The following is a 15,678-nucleotide window of genomic DNA, read 5'->3' as shown; positions in this document are numbered from 1 at the left end:
GGCGCACGGCTCGATGGGCCGACTTCGCCTGCGCGCAAAGCGTTGCGCTGCCACGGTCGGAGTTCGATCTTGCCGCGTCGGTGCGCTGGGAACGGGGCGCGTGCGCCACGCGCAAAACAGCGTGCCACGCGCGTCGCGCCGCGCTGCTGTCGCTGGTCGCCGCCGCTGGCCTAGAATCCATTTCCACACCGCCCGGTCCTTCTGCGCATGTCGTCCCCGCCTTCTCCCGCCGCCGCCGTTCCCGCGCGCGGCGGTTTCGTCGTCCTTGCGCTGCTGCTGGTCTACGTGGTGTGGGGGTCGACCTATCTGGCGATCCGCTTCGCGCTGGAGGGCGGCACGCCGCCGTTGAGCATGGTCTCGGGACTGCGCTTCGTGGTCGCCGGCTCGCTGCTGTACGCGGTGCTGCGCTGGCGCGGCGTGGCCGCGCCGACGCGGGCGCAATGGGGGTCGCTGACGGTGCTGGGCGCGCTGCTGTTGTTGTGCGGCAACGGCATGGTGGTGCTGGCCGAGCGCCAGGTGTCCTCGGGCCTGGCGGCGGTCGCGGTGGCGTCGGTGCCGTTGTGGATGGCGCTGTTCGGCGCGCTGCGCGGGCAGCATGCCAGCCGCGGCGAATGGCTGGGCATCGTGGTCGGGTTCGCCGGCGTGCTGTGGCTCAACGCCGGAAGCAGCCTCAGCGCCAGCCCCAAGGGCCTGGTACTGCTGTTGATCGCGCCGATCGGCTGGGCGTTCGGGTCGGTGTGGTCGCGCGGCCGCGATCTGCCGATGCCGTTCATGGCCGCGGCCGGGCAGATGCTGTGCGGCGGCGTGCTGCTGGTCGCCACGGGTGTGCTGAGCGGCGAACGCCCGCACGGCTGGCCGACGCCGCACGCGCTGATGGCGGTCGCCTACCTGTGCGTGTTCGGTTCGATCGTGGCGTTCACCGCCTACGTGTGGCTGCTGCAGAACGTGCGCCCGGTGCTGGCCGGCAGCTATGCCTACGTCAATCCGGTGATCGCGGTGGCGCTGGGCAGCTGGCTCGGCGCGGAGCGTTTCACCGCCAGCGACCTGGGCGCGATGGCGGTGATCCTGGCCGGCGTGGTGGTCATCACCGTGGCGCGGACCCGCCGATGACCGCCGCCGAACAGGAAACGCGCCGCGGGCTGCTGGTCACCGCATTGACCTTCGCGCTGTGGGGCCTGGTGCCGGTGTACTGGCACCTGCTCAGCGCGGTGCCGTCGGCGCAGATCATCGCCCATCGCATCGTCTGGAGCACGCTGCTGGTGGTGGGATGGCTGCTGTACCGCACGCGCCTGCAGTGGTGGCGCAGCATCGCCGCGCAGCCGCGCGCGCTGGCCATCCTGGCGCTGAGCAGCCTGGCGATCGGGTTCAACTGGAGCCTGTACATCTGGGCGATCAACGCCGGTCACGTGATCGAGACCAGCCTGGGCTATTTCATCAACCCGCTGGTCAACGTGCTGCTCGGCGTGCTGGTGCTGAAGGAACGGCTGCGCGCGCTGCAGTGGCTGGCGGTGGCGTGCGCGGCGCTGGGCGTGGCCTGGCTCACCGTCGATGCCGGCGCGCCGCCGTGGATCGCGCTGGGCCTGGCCGGTTCGTTCGGGCTGTACGGCCTGCTGCGCAAGCTGGTGCAGGTGGATGCGGTGGCCGGGCTGGGCGTGGAGAGCCTGTACCTGTTCCTGCCGGCGCTGGGCTTCGTGCTGTGGGGCGAGGCCGGCCACGGCGGCGGCTTCGCCGACGGCTGGGGCTGGCGCAGCGACCTGCTGCTGGTGTTCGGCGGCGTGGTCACCGCGGTGCCGCTGATCGGCTTCGCCTACGGCGTGCGGCGCATCCCGCTGTCGCTGGTCGGGCTGCTGCAGTACGTCTCGCCGAGCCTGCAGCTGCTGCTCGGGGTGTGGTTCTTCCGCGAGCCGTTCGACAGCGGCAAGGCGGTCGGCTTCGCCGCGATCTGGGTCGGGCTGCTGCTGTTCGCCGGCGAGAGCCTGTGGCGTTCGGGCTGGGGGCGGCGGGGGGCCTGAGAGGCCGGGATTGGGGATTGGGGATTCGGGATTGGGGATTCGTAACGGCGGACTGCGCGGGCCGCCGCACTATTAGAGGGAGCGGCTTCGGCCCTTGCGAATCTCCAATCCCGAATCCCCAATCCCCGCTCAACCCCGGCTGGCGCTCGCGGCGGCGGTGGCAGTCAGCTGCTGCTCGGCATCCACGCGCGGCGCCAGCGGCTGCGGGCAGTGGCCGTCGTGGCGCTGCGCCGGCAGTTCGGCGAACCAGTCCTCCACCGTCGGCGCCAGCAGGTCCAGCCGCATCGGCAGGCTGATGTGGTTCTCGCCGGGCATCTCCAGGTAGTGCGCGCGCGGCGCTCCCAGCGCCAGCAGGCGGCCGTGCGCGACCGGGATGTGCTGGTCGGCGCTGCCGTGCAGCAGCAGCAGGCAGGCCGGCGCGGTGCGCGCGGCGGCGGTCACGTCGACCCGGTCCAGGTTCAGCGCCAGGCGCTGGTTGGCGTTGGCGATGACCGCATCCAGGTTCTGCCCGGCGTAGCGCCAGCGCGCCAGGCCCATCGCCGCGCTGGCCATCCAGCCCTGCGGGCGGCTGGCGAGCATGTGCGGGATCATGTCGCGGATGCCGCGGCCGGCGTTGGCGAAGGATTCCATCGCGACCACGCCATCGACCTCGCCGCCCAGCTTCTGCGCGGTGAACAGCGCGGTGGCGGCGCCGTAGGACACGCCGAACAGGTACAGCGGGCCCTGCACCTCGCCGCGCGCGCGCAGCGCGCGGATCACCGCGACCACGTCGTCGGACTCGCGGGTGCCGTAGCCGGCCGGGCCGCCGCCGGAGCGGCCGTGGTTGCGCAGGTCGATGCTGATGCTGCGGTAGCCGGCCTGGGCCAGGTCCAGCGACCAAGGCAGCAGCGAATCGCCGTCCATCATCCAGCCGTGCAGCAGCACCACGGTGCCGCGCGGGGCGGCATGGGCGCCGGGCTGCGGCGCGGCCACGTCCATCGCGAAATCGGCGCGCTCGTGGCCGTTGGCGTCGCGGCCGGCATGCTCGTAGCGGTAGCGCATGCGGTAGTCGCCCGGATCGATCGCGCGCCAGAAGATCGGGATGCCGCCCGGGGTGAGCACGTGCCCGCTGCGGTTGGGCAGCGTCGCCAGCAGGCCCTGGATGCGTTCCTCGTCCATCAGCGGCGACACGCCGCCCGGCGCGACCAGGCGGTCGCTGAGCGAGGTGGAGGAGCGGGCGGCCAGGCACAGGCTGGTCAGGCACAGGCTGGCGCAGAGGACGAGCAACAGGCGCAGGCGCGACGACATGGCGGTAGGCGGTGGATGAATGGCCGCGCAGGCTATCGCCTTCGCCGGCGCGGCTCTACCGCAATTGGATGACGAAACGATGACGCGGGTCCGATGCGGCGTGCCGAGCTGGGACCGCCGGCCCGGTTTTGCCGGCCACGCCTTGCGCTGCGGTGCATTCGCGCTGTCCGGGCGGGGCGCGGCAGAGCTGTCCGGCGCCCGGTCGGCGCCGTGTGGCGCCGACTGGCGTTCAGCTCGGGCCATGCCGCGCCGGCCTGCGGCGCGCCCGGCTGGACCCGCAGGGCCGCGCTTGCGCGGGTGTGGGCGGCCCTCGCCGTCGCTTCCCGCCCGCCGTGCCCCGCGGAGGGACGGCAGCCGCTACAGCGCGCGCAAGGCGGTGGTGATCGGCAGCCGCGCCGCGCGCAGCGCCGGGAACAGCCCGCCGACCAGGCCGATGCCCAGCGCCCACTTCAGCCCGCTCCACAGCAAGGCCGGGGAGACCTTGAACTGGAACACCACCTGGCTGAAGTTGCTGCCCAGGGTGGACACGCTGTAGCCGTTGAAGATGGCCCAGGCGATCAGCCCGCCGAGCAGCCCGCCGAGCAGCGCCAGCAGCATCGTCTCCAGCATCACCGCGGTCACCACCGGCAGGCCGCGGAAGCCGATCGCGCGCATCGTGGCGATCTCGCGGGCGCGGGTGGCCACCGCCGCGTACATGGTGTTGAGCGCGCCGAACACCGCGCCGACCGCCATGATCGCGCCGATCACGGTGCCGAGGACGCTGATCAGCTTGCTGAGGTTGCCGCCCTGCTTGGCGTAGTAGGCGCGGGTGGTCTCCACGTCGAGCTTGAGCCGCGGGTCGGCGGCCATCGCCGCCTTGAACTGGGCGTAGCCGTCCTTGCCGGCGGTGCGCACGCTGATCGACTGGTAGGCGCTGCGGTTGTAGGTGGAGGCCAGGGTCTGCGCGTCGGCCCACAGTTCCGAGTCGTGCGCGTCGCCGGAGGCGAACACGCCGACCACGGTCCACTGCTCGCGGCCCAGGCTCAGCGTCTTGCCCACGTCCAGCCCGCGGAACTGGGCCTTGGCGCCCTGGCCGACCACGATCTCGCGCAGGCCGGCGCCGAAGCGGCGGCCCTCGACGATCCTGAGCTTGTCGTGCACCGCCCAGCCGGCGTCGCCGATGCCGCGGAACTGCACGTTGGTGTCGGTGCCGTCGGCCTTGCTCGGCAGGTTGATCACCTGCGACAGCTCCGGCGACACCAGCGGCTTGCCGTCGGCGCCCTTGGCCACGCCGGCCAGGCTGGCGATCAGCGGCACCTGATCGCGGGTGATCACCGAATTGGTCTCGGCGCCGGAGCCGCCGCGCAGCACGATCGCGGTGGTGTCGTCGCCGGTGCTGTTGAGCGTGGCCTGGAAGCCTTCGCCCATCGCCAGCATCGCCACCAGCACGCCGACCACGCCGGCGATGCCGACCACGATCACCGACGAGGCGCCCCAGCGCTGCGGCAGGCTGGCCACGCCGATGCGGGTGGCGGCCAGCGCCAGGCGCCCGCCGCGGGTCAGCAGCAGCCACAGCGCCACGCCGGCGGCCAAGGCCAGCACGCCGTACCAGGGCAGGGCGATCCACAGCGCCAGCCCGGCCGCCAGCAGCAGCAACGTGAGCAGGTTTCCCAACCAGTGTTTGAGTTTCATCAGTGCGTCTTCCGAGAATGCGAAAGGGAGCGATGCGGCGGCGGGCTCAGCGCCCGGCCAGCGCGTCCACGATCTTCAGGCGCTGCGCGCGCAGCGCCGGCAGCAGCCCGACCACGATGCCGATGGCGACCATCAGCCCCAACGCCACCGCCCAGGTCTGCGCCGGCACGCCGCGCATCGGCATCATGCCGCCGCTGGCCGCGGCCACGCCGGGGATGACCAGCGCCGCCAGGCCCATGCCGATCAGGCCGCCGAGCACGATCAGCAGCACCGACTCCACCATCACCAGGGTCAGCACGGTGCCGTCGCGGAAGCCGAGCGTCTTCAGCACCGCCAGTTCCGGGATGCGCTCGCGCACCGCCTGCGCCATGGTGTTGCCGGTGAGCAGCAGCAGGGTGAAGAACACCGCGGCCATGATCGCGGTGACGATCAGGCCGACGTCGGCGAACTGCTTGGCGAAGGCCTGCGAGAACGCGGCCTCGGTCTGGCTCTTGGTCTCGTGATCGGAGTTGAGCGACAGCGCATCGATCGCCTGCGCCACCCGCGAGGCCTGCTCGGCGCTGCCCAGCTGCACGGTGTACCAGCTGACCTTGTTCTTGATGTAGTCGTTGGACTCGTCGAAGTACTTCCAGTTCATCATCAACTGGTTTTCGGCCTGGACGTTCTTGGCGTCCTTGACGTGGAAGATGGTGGTCAGGGTCAGCGGCCAGTCGTTGCTGCCGCCGCGCGGGAAGATGGTGGCCTGCAGCGGAATGGTGTCGCCGATCTTCCAGCCGTTCTTCTTGGCCAGCGACGCGCCCACCGCCGCCGCGGTGCGTGTCTCGCGGAACGCCTTGAGCTGCGCCGGCGGCACGTCGTACTCGCTGTAGACGTCGAAGAAGTTCGGCGCCACCGAGAAGTTGGGGAAGAAGTTCTTCGGGTCGCGGTAGATGCCGCCGAACCACATCGCGTAGGTGACCTTCTTCACCCCGGGCACCGATTCGATCTGCGACTGCAGGCTGACCGGCAGCGACTGGGTGATCGACAGCCGCGAGGACACGATCAGCCGGTTGGCGCCCTCGACGCTGCCGCCGGAATTGAACGCCACGCGCACCGAGTCGAGCATGCCGAACAGCAGGAACGCGGCGACCACCGACAGCAGGGTCAGCAGGGTGCGGGTCTTGCTGCGGAACAGTTGCGCCCAGACCAACGAAAAATATTTCATGTTCGATCCTCCAAGGGACGGGATGCCGGGGCGCGGAATGCGCGCGGCGGCAGCGGCCGGTTCAATGCGCCACGAGCGGCGCGTCGGCCAGCTCGCCCTTGTCCAGGTGCACGGTATGGCTGGCGTACTCGGCGGCCTTGGGGTCGTGGGTGACCATGATGATGGTCTTGCCGTGCTCGCGGTTGAGCTGCTGCAGCAGGTGCAGGATCTCCTCGGCGGCATGGCGGTCGAGGTCGCCGGTGGGCTCGTCGCAGATCAGGAAGGTGGGGTCGGAGACGATGGCGCGGGCGATCGCCACGCGCTGCTGCTGGCCGCCGGACAGTTCGTTGGGGCGGTGGCTGCGGCGGTCGGCCAGGTTGACCAGGGTCAGCGCGATCTCGGCGTTGCGCTTGCGCTGGGCGGCACCGAGCGCGGTCAGCAGCAGCGGCAGTTCCACGTTCTTCTGCGCGGTGAGCATGGGCATGAGGTTGTAGAACTGGAACACGAAGCCGACGTGCTGGCTGCGCCAGGTGGACAGCTGGCCGCCGCTCATGCGGTCGATGCGCTCGCCTTCGATCTCGATCTCGCCGCCGCTGGGGGTGTCCAGGCCGCCGATCAGGTTGAGCAGGGTGGTCTTGCCGGAGCCGGAGGGACCCATCAGGGCGACGAAGTCGCCGCGTTCGATGTCCAGGTCGATGCCGTGCAGGACTTGTACTTTCTCGGGTCCGCGCTGGTAGGTCTTGGTGACGTTGCGCAGTTTGACGAGGGTGGACATGGTGGTGTTCCTGGCAGTGGACGGTGGTGGATGTGCCGAGTGCGGTGAGGCGGTTCGCGGATGCTGGGTTGCGGTTGCGGTTGCGGTTGCGGTGATTTTGCTTTTGCCGTGCTTCTGTTCTTCAGCTCTTGCTCTACCGGGTCCCTTACGTAGCGGCGAATAGGGCGGGAAAAACCCCGAAGGGGCGGCGCACAGGGATGTGCGCCGTTCGCGGCAGGGGCAGGATGCCCCTTCCGCGAATCCCGTCCTATTCGCGGACCCGGAGCGCGAAGCGCGGAGGGCGCGGAGTAGGGTGTGCTTTCTTTTGGTTACTTTTCTTTGCACAAGCAAAGAAAAGTAACTCGCCGCAAGGCGAAAGCTTTGCTCTTGCTCTTGCGGCAGCGGCAGCGGCTGAATCATTGTAGGAGCGGCTTCAGCCGCGACCGAGGCATTGCGGGAACGTATCTGTCGCGGCTGAAGCCGCTCCTACAAAATCAACACCAAAGGCAAAAGCTTCCGCCTTAGGGCGGGTCACTTTTCTTTGCTCGTGCAAAGAAAAGTAACCAAAAGAAAGCACGCCCTGCCTACGCGCCCTCCGCGCTGCGCGCTACGGGTCCGCGGATGCACCGGGGATTCGCGGAAGGGGCATCCTGCCCCTGCCGCGAACGGCGCACATCCATGTGCGCCGCCCTTCGGGTTTTTCCCCGGTCCATCCGCCGCTGCGGAAGGGAACCCAGTCGATCAAAAGCAGCAGCCAAAGCAGAGCAACAGCAAGAGCAAGAGCAAGAGCAAGAGCGACAGCAGGAGCGACAGCAGGAGCGGGGTAGCGGTTGTAGCTTTACAGCCGGTTGCCGGCTTGATCCAGCACGAGCAAAACCAAGTCATGCGATGAAGCGATTGGGTGGAACGACACTCGCTACGGCAAGAGCTAGACGGGAAACAAAGTGAAGGCCGACATCTTCACGGCGATGGAGCAAGATGGCTGCGACACGGGCGACACGCAGTGATTCGCGGCAACGCGCCGTACCTCACAAGCGTTCGCCGCTATTGCTCGCTCGCCTCCGCCAGCTTCACCTTGACCCCCTCGCGCAAGGTCTCCGGCGGATCCAGCACCACCGTGTCGCCCGCCGCCAGGCCCGACAGCACCTGGCGGTCGTCGCCCAGCGCGATGCCGGTCTTCAGCGCGCGCTGCTCGACGGTGTTGTCCTCCTTCAGCGCGAACGCCACGTCCTGGCCGCCGCGCTTGACGATCGCCGCGCCGGGCACACGCACGCCCTGCGGCTTGTCCTGCGCCTGCGCCTGCGGCGCTTCCAGGAAGCTCACGCGCACGCCCATTTCCGGCACGATCCGCGGATCCTTCTGCTTCAGCGCCACGCGGACCTTCACCGTCGCCTTGCCGCGGTCGGCCGAGGGGATGATCGCGATCACCTCGGCCGGGATCTTCCACTCCGGATAGGCGTTGAGCGTGGCTTCCACCGGCATGCCCGGCTTGACCCGGCCGATGAAGGCCTCGCCCACTTCCACCTCGATCTCCAGCGAGTCCATGTCCACCACCGTGCCGATGCCGGTGCGGGTGAAACCGCCGCCGGCCGACAGCGGCGAGACGATCTCGCCCGGCTGCGCCGCCTTGGCGGTGACCACGCCGGCGAACGGCGCGCGCACGATGGTGTTGTCCACGTTGAGGTCGGAGATCGACAACTGGTTGCCCGCCACCACCACGTTGCGCTGCGCGCTCTGCAGCTGCGCGCGCAGGGCGTCGCGCTGCGACACGGCCTGGTCGTACTGCGAGCGCGATACCAGCTGCTGCGCGACCAGGGTCTGCAGCCGCTGCGCGTCCGCCTCGGCCTGGCGCAGCTGCGCCTGCATGTTGGTCACCTGGCTGCGCGCCGCGTCCAGCTGCGAGGCCGACAGCTGCCGCTGCGCGCCGGCGTCGATCGGGTCCAGCGTCGCCATCACCTGGTCCTGCTCCACGCGCATGCCTTCCTCGATCAGCACCTCGCGCACCTTGCCGGTTATCTTGGCCGACACCGTGGCCATGCGCCGCGCCACCACGTAGCCGCTGGCGTCCAGCACCGAGGCGCTGCTGCTGCCGGCAGCGATCGCCACCACCGGCGCGGTGGTCACGGCGATGGCCTTGCCGCGGCCGAACAGCAGCCAGCCGCCGGCGCCGAGCGCCAGCAGCAGCGCCACGGCCACGGCGATCCACAGCCCGCGCCGCGACGGCGGCTCGCTCGGCGGCGCCTTGCGGTCGATACGGAGTTCTTTGAGCAGGTCGGCGGAGGTACTCATCTTGTCCCTGGACGAATCGGTAGGCGCAGTGTGGACCGGCGTGGCACGCGCTTCCCAGTTGCCGGAAGTCACTTTCTGCGTTGCGTTGCGGCAAGTGCGGCGCCATTCCCCATGGCGCGGATCGCAGCATGCGGCAATCGCGCGGCCATCGCCAGTGACAGCTGTCACCTGCGGCGGCTGACGGCCCGCACTGGGACGCGCCGCCGGCGCGGCGCAGCATGGCCACTCCTGCCACGACCGGTCCGCGCCGATGCACGCTCCCGATACTCTCCCGCTGGCGCAACTGCGCGGCGTGCACAAGCGCTACGGCGCGGCGGTCGCGCTGGACGGCGTGGACCTGCAACTGCAGCGCGGCCAGCTGCTGGCGCTGCTCGGCGCCAACGGCGCGGGCAAGAGCACCGCGGTCGCGCTCATGCTCGGGCTGCAGGTGGCCGACGCCGGCAGCGTGTCCCTGTGCGGCCAGGACCCGCGTGCGCTCGGCGCGCGGCGCCAGGCCGGGGTGATGCTGCAGTCCGCCGGCCTGCCGGACGCCCTGCGCGCCGGCGAGCTGCTGGAGCAGGCGCGCGGCTACTACCGGCGCCCGCGCAGCGTCGCCGATTGTGTGGCGCTGGCCGGGCTGGACGGCCTGTTGCCGCGCCGCTACGGCAGCCTGTCCGGCGGCCAGCAGCGGCGCGTGCAGTTCGCGATGGCGATCTGCGGCCGGCCGCAGGTGCTGTTCCTGGACGAGCCCAGCACCGGCCTGGACATCGAGGCGCGGCAGGGCCTGTGGCGGGCGATCCAGGAACTGGTCGCGGACGGCTGCGCGGTGCTGCTGACCACGCATTACCTGGAAGAGGCCGAAGCGCTGGCCGACCGGGTCGCGGTGCTGCAACGCGGCACGTTGATCGCCGAAGGCAGCGTGGAACAGCTGCGGGCGCGCTTCGAGCAGCGCACGATCCGCTGCCGCAGCGCGCTGGCCGCGGCGCAGGTGGCGAGCTGGCCGCAGGTGCGTCGCGCGGAAGGCCGCGACGGCGTGCTGGAGATCGTCGCCGAACCGGCCGAGCCGGTGGTGGCGCGATTGCTCGCCGCCGATCCGGGGCTGGACGAACTGGAAGTGAAGCGCGCCGGCCTCGCCGATGCGTTCCTCGCCATTACCCGTGCGGAGGCCGCATGAACGCTCCCGATCCACGCCGCATCGAGCCCGTCGCAGCGCCAGCTGCCGCCGCCGCACTGCCCTACGACGCGTCTGCGTTGCCGTGGCGCGAGTATGCGGCGCTGCTGCTGCGCGAGATCCGCTACGAACTGCTGCGCTGGCTGCGCACGCCCTCGTTCGCGTTGCCGACCCTGCTGTTCCCGCCGATGTTCTACCTGCTGTTCGGCGTGGTGCTCAACCGCGGCAATCCCGCCGCCGCGGTGTACCTGATGGCCAGCTACGGCGTGTTCGGGGTGATGGCGCCGGCGCTGTTCGGCTTCGGCGTGGGCCTGGCGCTGGACCGCGAACGCGGCCTGCTGACCCTGAAGCGCGCGATGCCGGTGCCGCCGGGGGCGATGCTGCTGGCGCGCACGGTGCTGGCGATGCTGTTCGCGCTGGCGATCGGCGTGCTGCTGCAACTGCTGGGCAGCGCGCTCGGCGGGGTGCGGCTGGCGCTGCCGCAGCGCGCCTTGCTGCTGCTGGTCGATGTGCTGGGCACGCTGCCGTTCTGCGCGATCGGCCTGTATATCGGCGCGCGCGTCGGCGGCAGCGGCGCGCCGGCGGTGGTCAACCTGATCTACCTGCCGATGGCGTTCCTGTCCGGCCTGTGGATTCCGCTGCAACTGCTGCCGTCGCTGCTGACCACGCTGGCGCCGTTGTGGCCGTCGTATCACCTGGGCCAGCTGGCGCTGCGGGTGGTGGGCCAGGATGGTGGCGGCGGCAGCGCCGGCCATGTCGCCGCGCTGCTGGCGGTGACCGTGGCGTTCTACGCACTGGCGCATCGGCGCCTGCGCCAAGGCTGATGGCCGGCCTGCGCCATTGTGGCCCGGCCATGCGGGGACGCGGCGTTCGCGCCCGGCCGCAGGCGCCGCCGAGCGGCCTCCCTGCGCACTCGCTATGCTACGCAGCGCGGCCGCGCCGCCCTGGGAGCCTGCCGTGATCGCCTTGCTGCACGCCTCGCCCGATTCGCTGATCTCGCGGCGCCTGGGCTGGAACACCGCCCGGCCCGGCGCGCACTGGTTCGTGTGGCTGTCGCTGATCTGGTCGATCTGGCTGTTCGTGACCCCGCTGTACGAGCCGCACTACTTCACCCGCTGGTTCTGGCCGACCATGGCCAGCTACGCCGTGTTCCTGGCGCTGTACTACTGCGCCTACTACCGCCACCGCCGCTACCTGCGCTGGTGCGTGGCCGGCATGGCCGCGCTGGCGTTCGCGCTGCTGCCGTACAACCCCGGCGCGCAGTGCTACATCATCTATGCCTGCGCGTTCCTGGCGTTCTGCTTCCAGCCGGTGCGGGCGCTGCTGGGGATGCTGCTGCTGCTCGGCCTGTTCGCCGCGGCCTGGTGGATGCGCGGCTGGTCGCCCTTGTACATGGCCAGCGCGGTGCTGGTGGGCCTGGCGGTGGGGTTGATGAACATCAGCTTCGAACGCCGCGCGCGTGCCGATGCGCAGCTGCGCCTGAGCCACGAGGAAGTGCGGCGCCTGGCTGCGGTCGCCGAGCGCGAGCGCATCGGCCGCGACCTGCACGACCTGCTCGGCCACACCCTGTCGCTGGTGGCGCTGAAGGCGGACCTGGCCGCGCGCCTGCTGGCGCGCGACCCGGACGCGGCGCGGCAGGAGATGGAGGACGTCGGCCAGGTCGCGCGCGAGGCGCTGGGCCAGGTGCGGCGCGCGGTCAGCGGCATCCGCGCCGCGCAGCTGGCCGCGGAGATGGCCTCGGCCAAACTGCTGCTGGAATCGTCCGGGGTCACCTTCCGCTACCAGGTCGATGCGTTGCCGCAGTGCGCGCAGCTGGAGACGGTGTTCGCCATGGTGCTGCGCGAGGCCGCCACCAACATCCAGCGCCATGCCGGCGCCGGCAACGCGCAGCTGCGGCTGTGGTGCGAGCACGGGCAGGCCTGGCTGGAGATCCGCGACGATGGCCGCGGCAGCGCGATGCAGCCGGGCACCGGCCTGGCCAGCATGCGCGAACGGCTGGAAGCGGTGGGCGGTTCGTTGCGGATCGACTCCGAACGCGGCCAGGGCACCCGCCTGCTGGCGGCGGCGCCGTTGCCGCGCATGCCGCAGTCGGCGCCCGAACCCGAGACCGCGCCGGAACCGCGCGGCTGCCAGGATCCCGCGCTGCGCTGAGCGCCGCGGTGGGCGCCGCCCTACAATGCGGCCACAAGGACCGGGGGGAGCCGTGATTCGATTAGTGCTGGCGGAAGACCAGGCGATGGTGCGCGGCGCGCTGAGCGCGCTGCTGGGCCTGGAAGCGGATATCGCCGTGGTCGCCAGCGCCGCCGACGGCGAGGCCGCGTGGCGCGCGCTGCAGGCGCATACGCCGGACCTGCTGGTCACCGACATCGAGATGCCCGGCCTCAGCGGCCTGGAACTGGCGCAGCGGGTGCAGCGCCAGCAGCTGCCGATCCGCGTGGTCATCGTCACCACCTTCGCCCGCCCCGGCTTCCTGCGCCGCGCGCTGGATGCCGGCGTCGGCGGCTATCTGTTGAAGGACGCACCGCCCGAGCGCCTGGTCGATGCGATCCGCCAGGTGCACCGCGGCGGCCGCGCGATCGATCCGGAGCTGGCGCTGGAAGCCTGGTCCGAGGCCGACCCGCTCAACGACCGCGAGCGCCAGGTGCTGCGCCTGGCCGGCGAGGGCGTCTCGGCCGGCGACATCGCCGCCCAGCTCGGGTTGTCGCACGGCACCGTGCGCAACTACCTGTCCGAGGCGATCGGCAAGCTCGGCGTCGGCAACCGCATCGAGGCGGCGCGGCTGGCGCGGCAGAAAGGCTGGCTGTAGCGCGGCCGGAAACGCGAATGCCGGTGGCGCAGGGCCACCGGCATCCGGGGTCGACTCCAGGCCCGCCCGGCGCATGGCACCGGACGGGCATGGCGGATCAGAACGACCAGGTGAAGCTCAGCGAGCCGCTGCGCGGTTCGCCCCAGGCGCCGTAGCCGTAGATCTGCGCGTAGTACTTCTTGTCCAGCAGGTTGTTGAGGTTGGCCTGCACCGTGAATTCGTCGGACAGGCGGTAGCGCGCGAACGCGCTGACCAGCGCATAGGCGTCCTGCTCGAAGCGGCCGTAGGTGGCATCGACGTAGTAGATGCGGTTCTGCCAGTTGACGCCGCCGCCGAAGGTCAGCTCGGTGAGGCTGCGCGGGGTGTAGCTGGTGTAGAGCTTGAGCGTGGTCTGCGGCAGCTGCGAATTGATGTCCGCGCCGCCGGCGTCCTTGGCCACGTAGCGCGCCGCGCCGAAGGTGCCGTTCCAGCCCGGGGCCAGTTCGCCGTTGAGCTCGAACTCGAAGCCGCGGCTGACCGTGCCCTGCGCGGCGACGTAGGCCGTCTCGGTGGTGCCCTGGACGAACTCGGTGGTCGCCTGCGCGACATTGTCCTGTTCGATGCGGAACACCGACAGCGAGGCGTTGAGGCGGTCGTCGAACCAGGCGGCCTTGACCCCGGCCTCGTAGCTCTTGCCGATCACCGGATCCAGGTAGGCGCCGCTGCGGGTGCGCGACGTCTGCGGCTGGAAGATGTCGGTGTAGCTGGCGTAGGCCGACCAGACATCGTCGATCGTGTAGACCAGGCCGGCGTACGGCGTGGTTTCCTTCTGCCGGCTGGTGTAGGGCACGCCGCTTTCGGCGCCGTCGACCTTCCAGTCGGTGTAGCGCGCGCCGACGATCAGCTTCAGCGGATCGGCCAGCGAGAAGCGCGCGGCGGCATAGCCGGCCTTCTGGGTGACGGTGCCGCGGCTGAACTCGGTCAGCGCCGACCAGGCCGGCTCCGGATAGTTGCCGGTCCAGTTCAGGTAGCTGGCCATCGGCGCCGGGAAATCGAACGCGCCGTCGTTGACGTAGCGGCGGCGGTTGTAGCTGACCCCGGCCATCAGTTCGTGCTCGCGCCCGAACAGCTGCAACGGGCCTTCCGCGTAGCCGTCCAGGCCATCGACCTTGCGCTCGGTGACGTAGTAGCCGGAGTACGGCACCACGCCGGCGCCGGTGCTCTTGTCGAAACCGTAGATCGTGTAATACGGGTAGAACAGCTTGTCGGTGACGTTGGTCTGGTCGTGGGTGGCGTTGGCCTTGATCTTCCAGCCGCTGGCGAAATCGTGCTGCAGCGTGGCGAAGGCGCGCTTGGTGGTGGTGTCCCAGAACGTCCAGTCCGCGGCCGGGTTGAACGAGCGCGAATAGTCGGTGCGGCTGCCGTCGGAATACCACAGCGGGAAGCCGCCCCAGGTGACGTCGTCGGACTGCTTCTTCTGGTAGTCGTAGCCCACGCTCAGCTGGGTGTCCGGGGTCAGGTCGGCATCGATCACCGCATAGCCCAGGGTCTTGTTCTGGCGGTAGCGGTCCACGTACGAATCGGTATCCAGGTAGCTGCCGATCACCCGCGCGCGCACCGTGCCGCTGGCGTTGAGCGGGGTGGTCACGTCGACCGTCGAGCGGGTCCTGCCCCAGCTGCCGGCGGTGACCTGCACGCTGCCGGTCAGCTCGGCGCTGTCGGCGTGCTTGCGGATCAGGTTGACCGAGGCCGAAGGGTTGCCCGCGCCGGTCATCAGGCCGGTGGCGCCGCGCACCACTTCCACGCGGTCGTACAGCGCCAGGTCCAGCGCCGAATCGCCGTAGCTCCAGTTCTGCACCATCGTGGTCGGGATGCCGTCGAACTGGTAGTTGTCGATGTAGAAGCCGCGCGCGTAGAACTCGAAGCGCTCGCTGTCCGAGCGGGTGTTGGACACGCCGGTGGTGTTCTCCAGCACGTCGATGATGTCGTCCAGGCCCTGATCCTCGATGCGCTGGTGGCTGATGATGCTCACCGACTGCGGGATCTCGCGCGGCGCCAGCTCGAAGCGGGTGCCCGCGGTGGTCTTCCTGACGCTGTAGCCTTCGGCGCGTTCGCCCTTGACGCTGATCTTGTCGAGGGTGGTGACATCGGCATCGCTGGCGCTGGCGCTGTCGGCGGCCGCGTCGGCGGCGAACGCGGGCAGGCTGGCGAGCAGGCAGGCCATGGCCAGGGCGCAGCGGCGCGGGAAACGGCGGGGAGGGAGGAAACGGTTCATTGCAAAGGCTCCGTGGCAAGCAGGCATGGCCATCGACGGCGCTGCACGGAGCGCCGCGGGACGGTCGGGTTTGGCTGCTGGCTTGGAGCGGGACGCCCGGCGTGCGCAGGGCAGGCCTGGGCTCGGGGCGTCGCACCTGGCTGGCGCTGTCGATGCGGCCGGCTGCCGCGGGAAGGGCGGCCGGCGCAGGGACGGGTATTTCGGGAAACGGGCGGGGTGACCTGGCGATCAGGGCGCGCCCACGGTGGCAAGTGTAACGGTGTCGGGTCGGC

At 70.5% G+C, this 15,678-nt stretch carries 12 protein-coding genes; 6 read left to right on the top strand and 6 right to left on the bottom strand.

Features of this window, described 5'->3' with window-relative positions:
- The first annotated feature begins 207 nt into the window (after nucleotides 1–207).
- Nucleotides 208–1,110: a drug/metabolite exporter YedA gene (yedA, locus tag AB3X10_RS21615; RefSeq protein WP_369977441.1), complete on the top strand. Its 903-nt coding sequence runs from the start codon at nucleotides 208–210 to the stop codon at nucleotides 1,108–1,110.
- Nucleotides 1,107–2,012, top strand: coding sequence for an EamA family transporter RarD (gene rarD, locus AB3X10_RS21610; RefSeq protein ID WP_369977440.1), 906 nt, complete (start codon nucleotides 1,107–1,109; stop codon nucleotides 2,010–2,012). The genes yedA and rarD overlap by 4 nt, the downstream gene beginning before the upstream one ends.
- 129 nt (nucleotides 2,013–2,141) lie before the next feature.
- On the opposite strand, the gene AB3X10_RS21605 is transcribed toward rarD, so the two are convergent.
- From AB3X10_RS21605 to AB3X10_RS21585, 5 genes are all read right to left on the bottom strand, one after another.
- Nucleotides 2,142–3,299, bottom strand: a complete 1,158-nt coding sequence (locus tag AB3X10_RS21605) for an alpha/beta hydrolase family protein (RefSeq protein WP_369977439.1) — start codon at nucleotides 3,297–3,299, stop codon at nucleotides 2,142–2,144.
- A gap of 357 nt (nucleotides 3,300–3,656) precedes the next feature.
- Nucleotides 3,657–4,970 (bottom strand): ABC transporter permease, encoded by a 1,314-nt coding sequence (locus AB3X10_RS21600; protein WP_369977438.1) that lies wholly within the window; start codon nucleotides 4,968–4,970, stop codon nucleotides 3,657–3,659.
- A 46-nt stretch (nucleotides 4,971–5,016) separates the two neighbouring features.
- Nucleotides 5,017–6,174: an ABC transporter permease gene (locus tag AB3X10_RS21595; RefSeq protein WP_369977437.1), complete on the bottom strand. Its 1,158-nt coding sequence runs from the start codon at nucleotides 6,172–6,174 to the stop codon at nucleotides 5,017–5,019.
- A gap of 61 nt (nucleotides 6,175–6,235) precedes the next feature.
- A complete protein-coding gene (locus AB3X10_RS21590; protein WP_369977436.1) occupies nucleotides 6,236–6,928 on the bottom strand; it encodes an ABC transporter ATP-binding protein in 693 nt (230 codons plus the stop codon).
- 1,023 nt (nucleotides 6,929–7,951) lie between these two features.
- Nucleotides 7,952–9,196, bottom strand: coding sequence for an efflux RND transporter periplasmic adaptor subunit (locus tag AB3X10_RS21585; RefSeq protein WP_369977435.1), 1,245 nt, complete (start codon nucleotides 9,194–9,196; stop codon nucleotides 7,952–7,954).
- 250 nt (nucleotides 9,197–9,446) lie between these two features.
- On the opposite strand from AB3X10_RS21585, the gene AB3X10_RS21580 reads away from it, so the two are divergent.
- The 4 genes from AB3X10_RS21580 to AB3X10_RS21565 all read left to right on the top strand — a co-directional run bounded on the left by AB3X10_RS21580 (nucleotide 9,447) and on the right by AB3X10_RS21565 (nucleotide 13,152).
- Entirely contained in the window at nucleotides 9,447–10,349 is a 903-nt protein-coding gene (locus tag AB3X10_RS21580) for an ABC transporter ATP-binding protein (RefSeq protein WP_369977434.1), read from the top strand.
- Nucleotides 10,346–11,170, top strand: a complete 825-nt coding sequence (locus AB3X10_RS21575) for an ABC transporter permease (protein WP_369977433.1) — start codon at nucleotides 10,346–10,348, stop codon at nucleotides 11,168–11,170. The genes AB3X10_RS21580 and AB3X10_RS21575 overlap by 4 nt, the downstream gene beginning before the upstream one ends.
- 133 nt (nucleotides 11,171–11,303) lie before the next feature.
- Entirely contained in the window at nucleotides 11,304–12,497 is a 1,194-nt protein-coding gene (locus tag AB3X10_RS21570) for a sensor histidine kinase (protein WP_369977432.1), read from the top strand.
- Nucleotides 12,498–12,549: 52 nt separating this feature from the next.
- Nucleotides 12,550–13,152, top strand: a complete 603-nt coding sequence (locus tag AB3X10_RS21565) for a response regulator transcription factor (RefSeq protein WP_369977431.1) — start codon at nucleotides 12,550–12,552, stop codon at nucleotides 13,150–13,152.
- Nucleotides 13,153–13,249: 97 nt separating this feature from the next.
- Here AB3X10_RS21565 and fhuE read toward each other — a convergent pair whose 3' ends face one another.
- The gene (gene fhuE, locus AB3X10_RS21560; protein WP_369977430.1) at nucleotides 13,250–15,406 is read right to left on the bottom strand and encodes a ferric-rhodotorulic acid/ferric-coprogen receptor FhuE; all 2,157 of its coding nucleotides are present in this window, start codon (nucleotides 15,404–15,406) and stop codon (nucleotides 13,250–13,252) included.
- Between the last annotated feature and the right edge of the window lie 272 nt (nucleotides 15,407–15,678).

The organism is Xanthomonas sp. DAR 80977, assembly GCF_041240605.1.
GTDB lineage: Bacteria > Pseudomonadota > Gammaproteobacteria > Xanthomonadales > Xanthomonadaceae > Xanthomonas_A > Xanthomonas_A bundabergensis.
This window is presented reverse-complemented; position numbering and strand designations above follow the sequence as displayed.

What these genes read in the sequence shown, in the direction of transcription:
- yedA (WP_369977441.1), top strand. Translation starts at nt 208, where the DNA reads ATGTCGTCCCCGCCTTCTCCCGCCGCCGCCGTTCCCGCGCGCGGCGGT.
- rarD (WP_369977440.1), top strand. Translation starts at nt 1,107, where the DNA reads ATGACCGCCGCCGAACAGGAAACGCGCCGCGGGCTGCTGGTCACCGCA.
- AB3X10_RS21605 (WP_369977439.1), bottom strand. Translation starts at nt 3,299, where the DNA reads ATGTCGTCGCGCCTGCGCCTGTTGCTCGTCCTCTGCGCCAGCCTGTGC.
- AB3X10_RS21600 (WP_369977438.1), bottom strand. Translation starts at nt 4,970, where the DNA reads ATGAAACTCAAACACTGGTTGGGAAACCTGCTCACGTTGCTGCTGCTG.
- AB3X10_RS21595 (WP_369977437.1), bottom strand. Translation starts at nt 6,174, where the DNA reads ATGAAATATTTTTCGTTGGTCTGGGCGCAACTGTTCCGCAGCAAGACC.
- AB3X10_RS21590 (WP_369977436.1), bottom strand. Translation starts at nt 6,928, where the DNA reads ATGTCCACCCTCGTCAAACTGCGCAACGTCACCAAGACCTACCAGCGC.
- AB3X10_RS21585 (WP_369977435.1), bottom strand. Translation starts at nt 9,196, where the DNA reads ATGAGTACCTCCGCCGACCTGCTCAAAGAACTCCGTATCGACCGCAAG.
- AB3X10_RS21580 (WP_369977434.1), top strand. Translation starts at nt 9,447, where the DNA reads ATGCACGCTCCCGATACTCTCCCGCTGGCGCAACTGCGCGGCGTGCAC.
- AB3X10_RS21575 (WP_369977433.1), top strand. Translation starts at nt 10,346, where the DNA reads ATGAACGCTCCCGATCCACGCCGCATCGAGCCCGTCGCAGCGCCAGCT.
- fhuE (WP_369977430.1), bottom strand. Translation starts at nt 15,406, where the DNA reads ATGAACCGTTTCCTCCCTCCCCGCCGTTTCCCGCGCCGCTGCGCCCTG.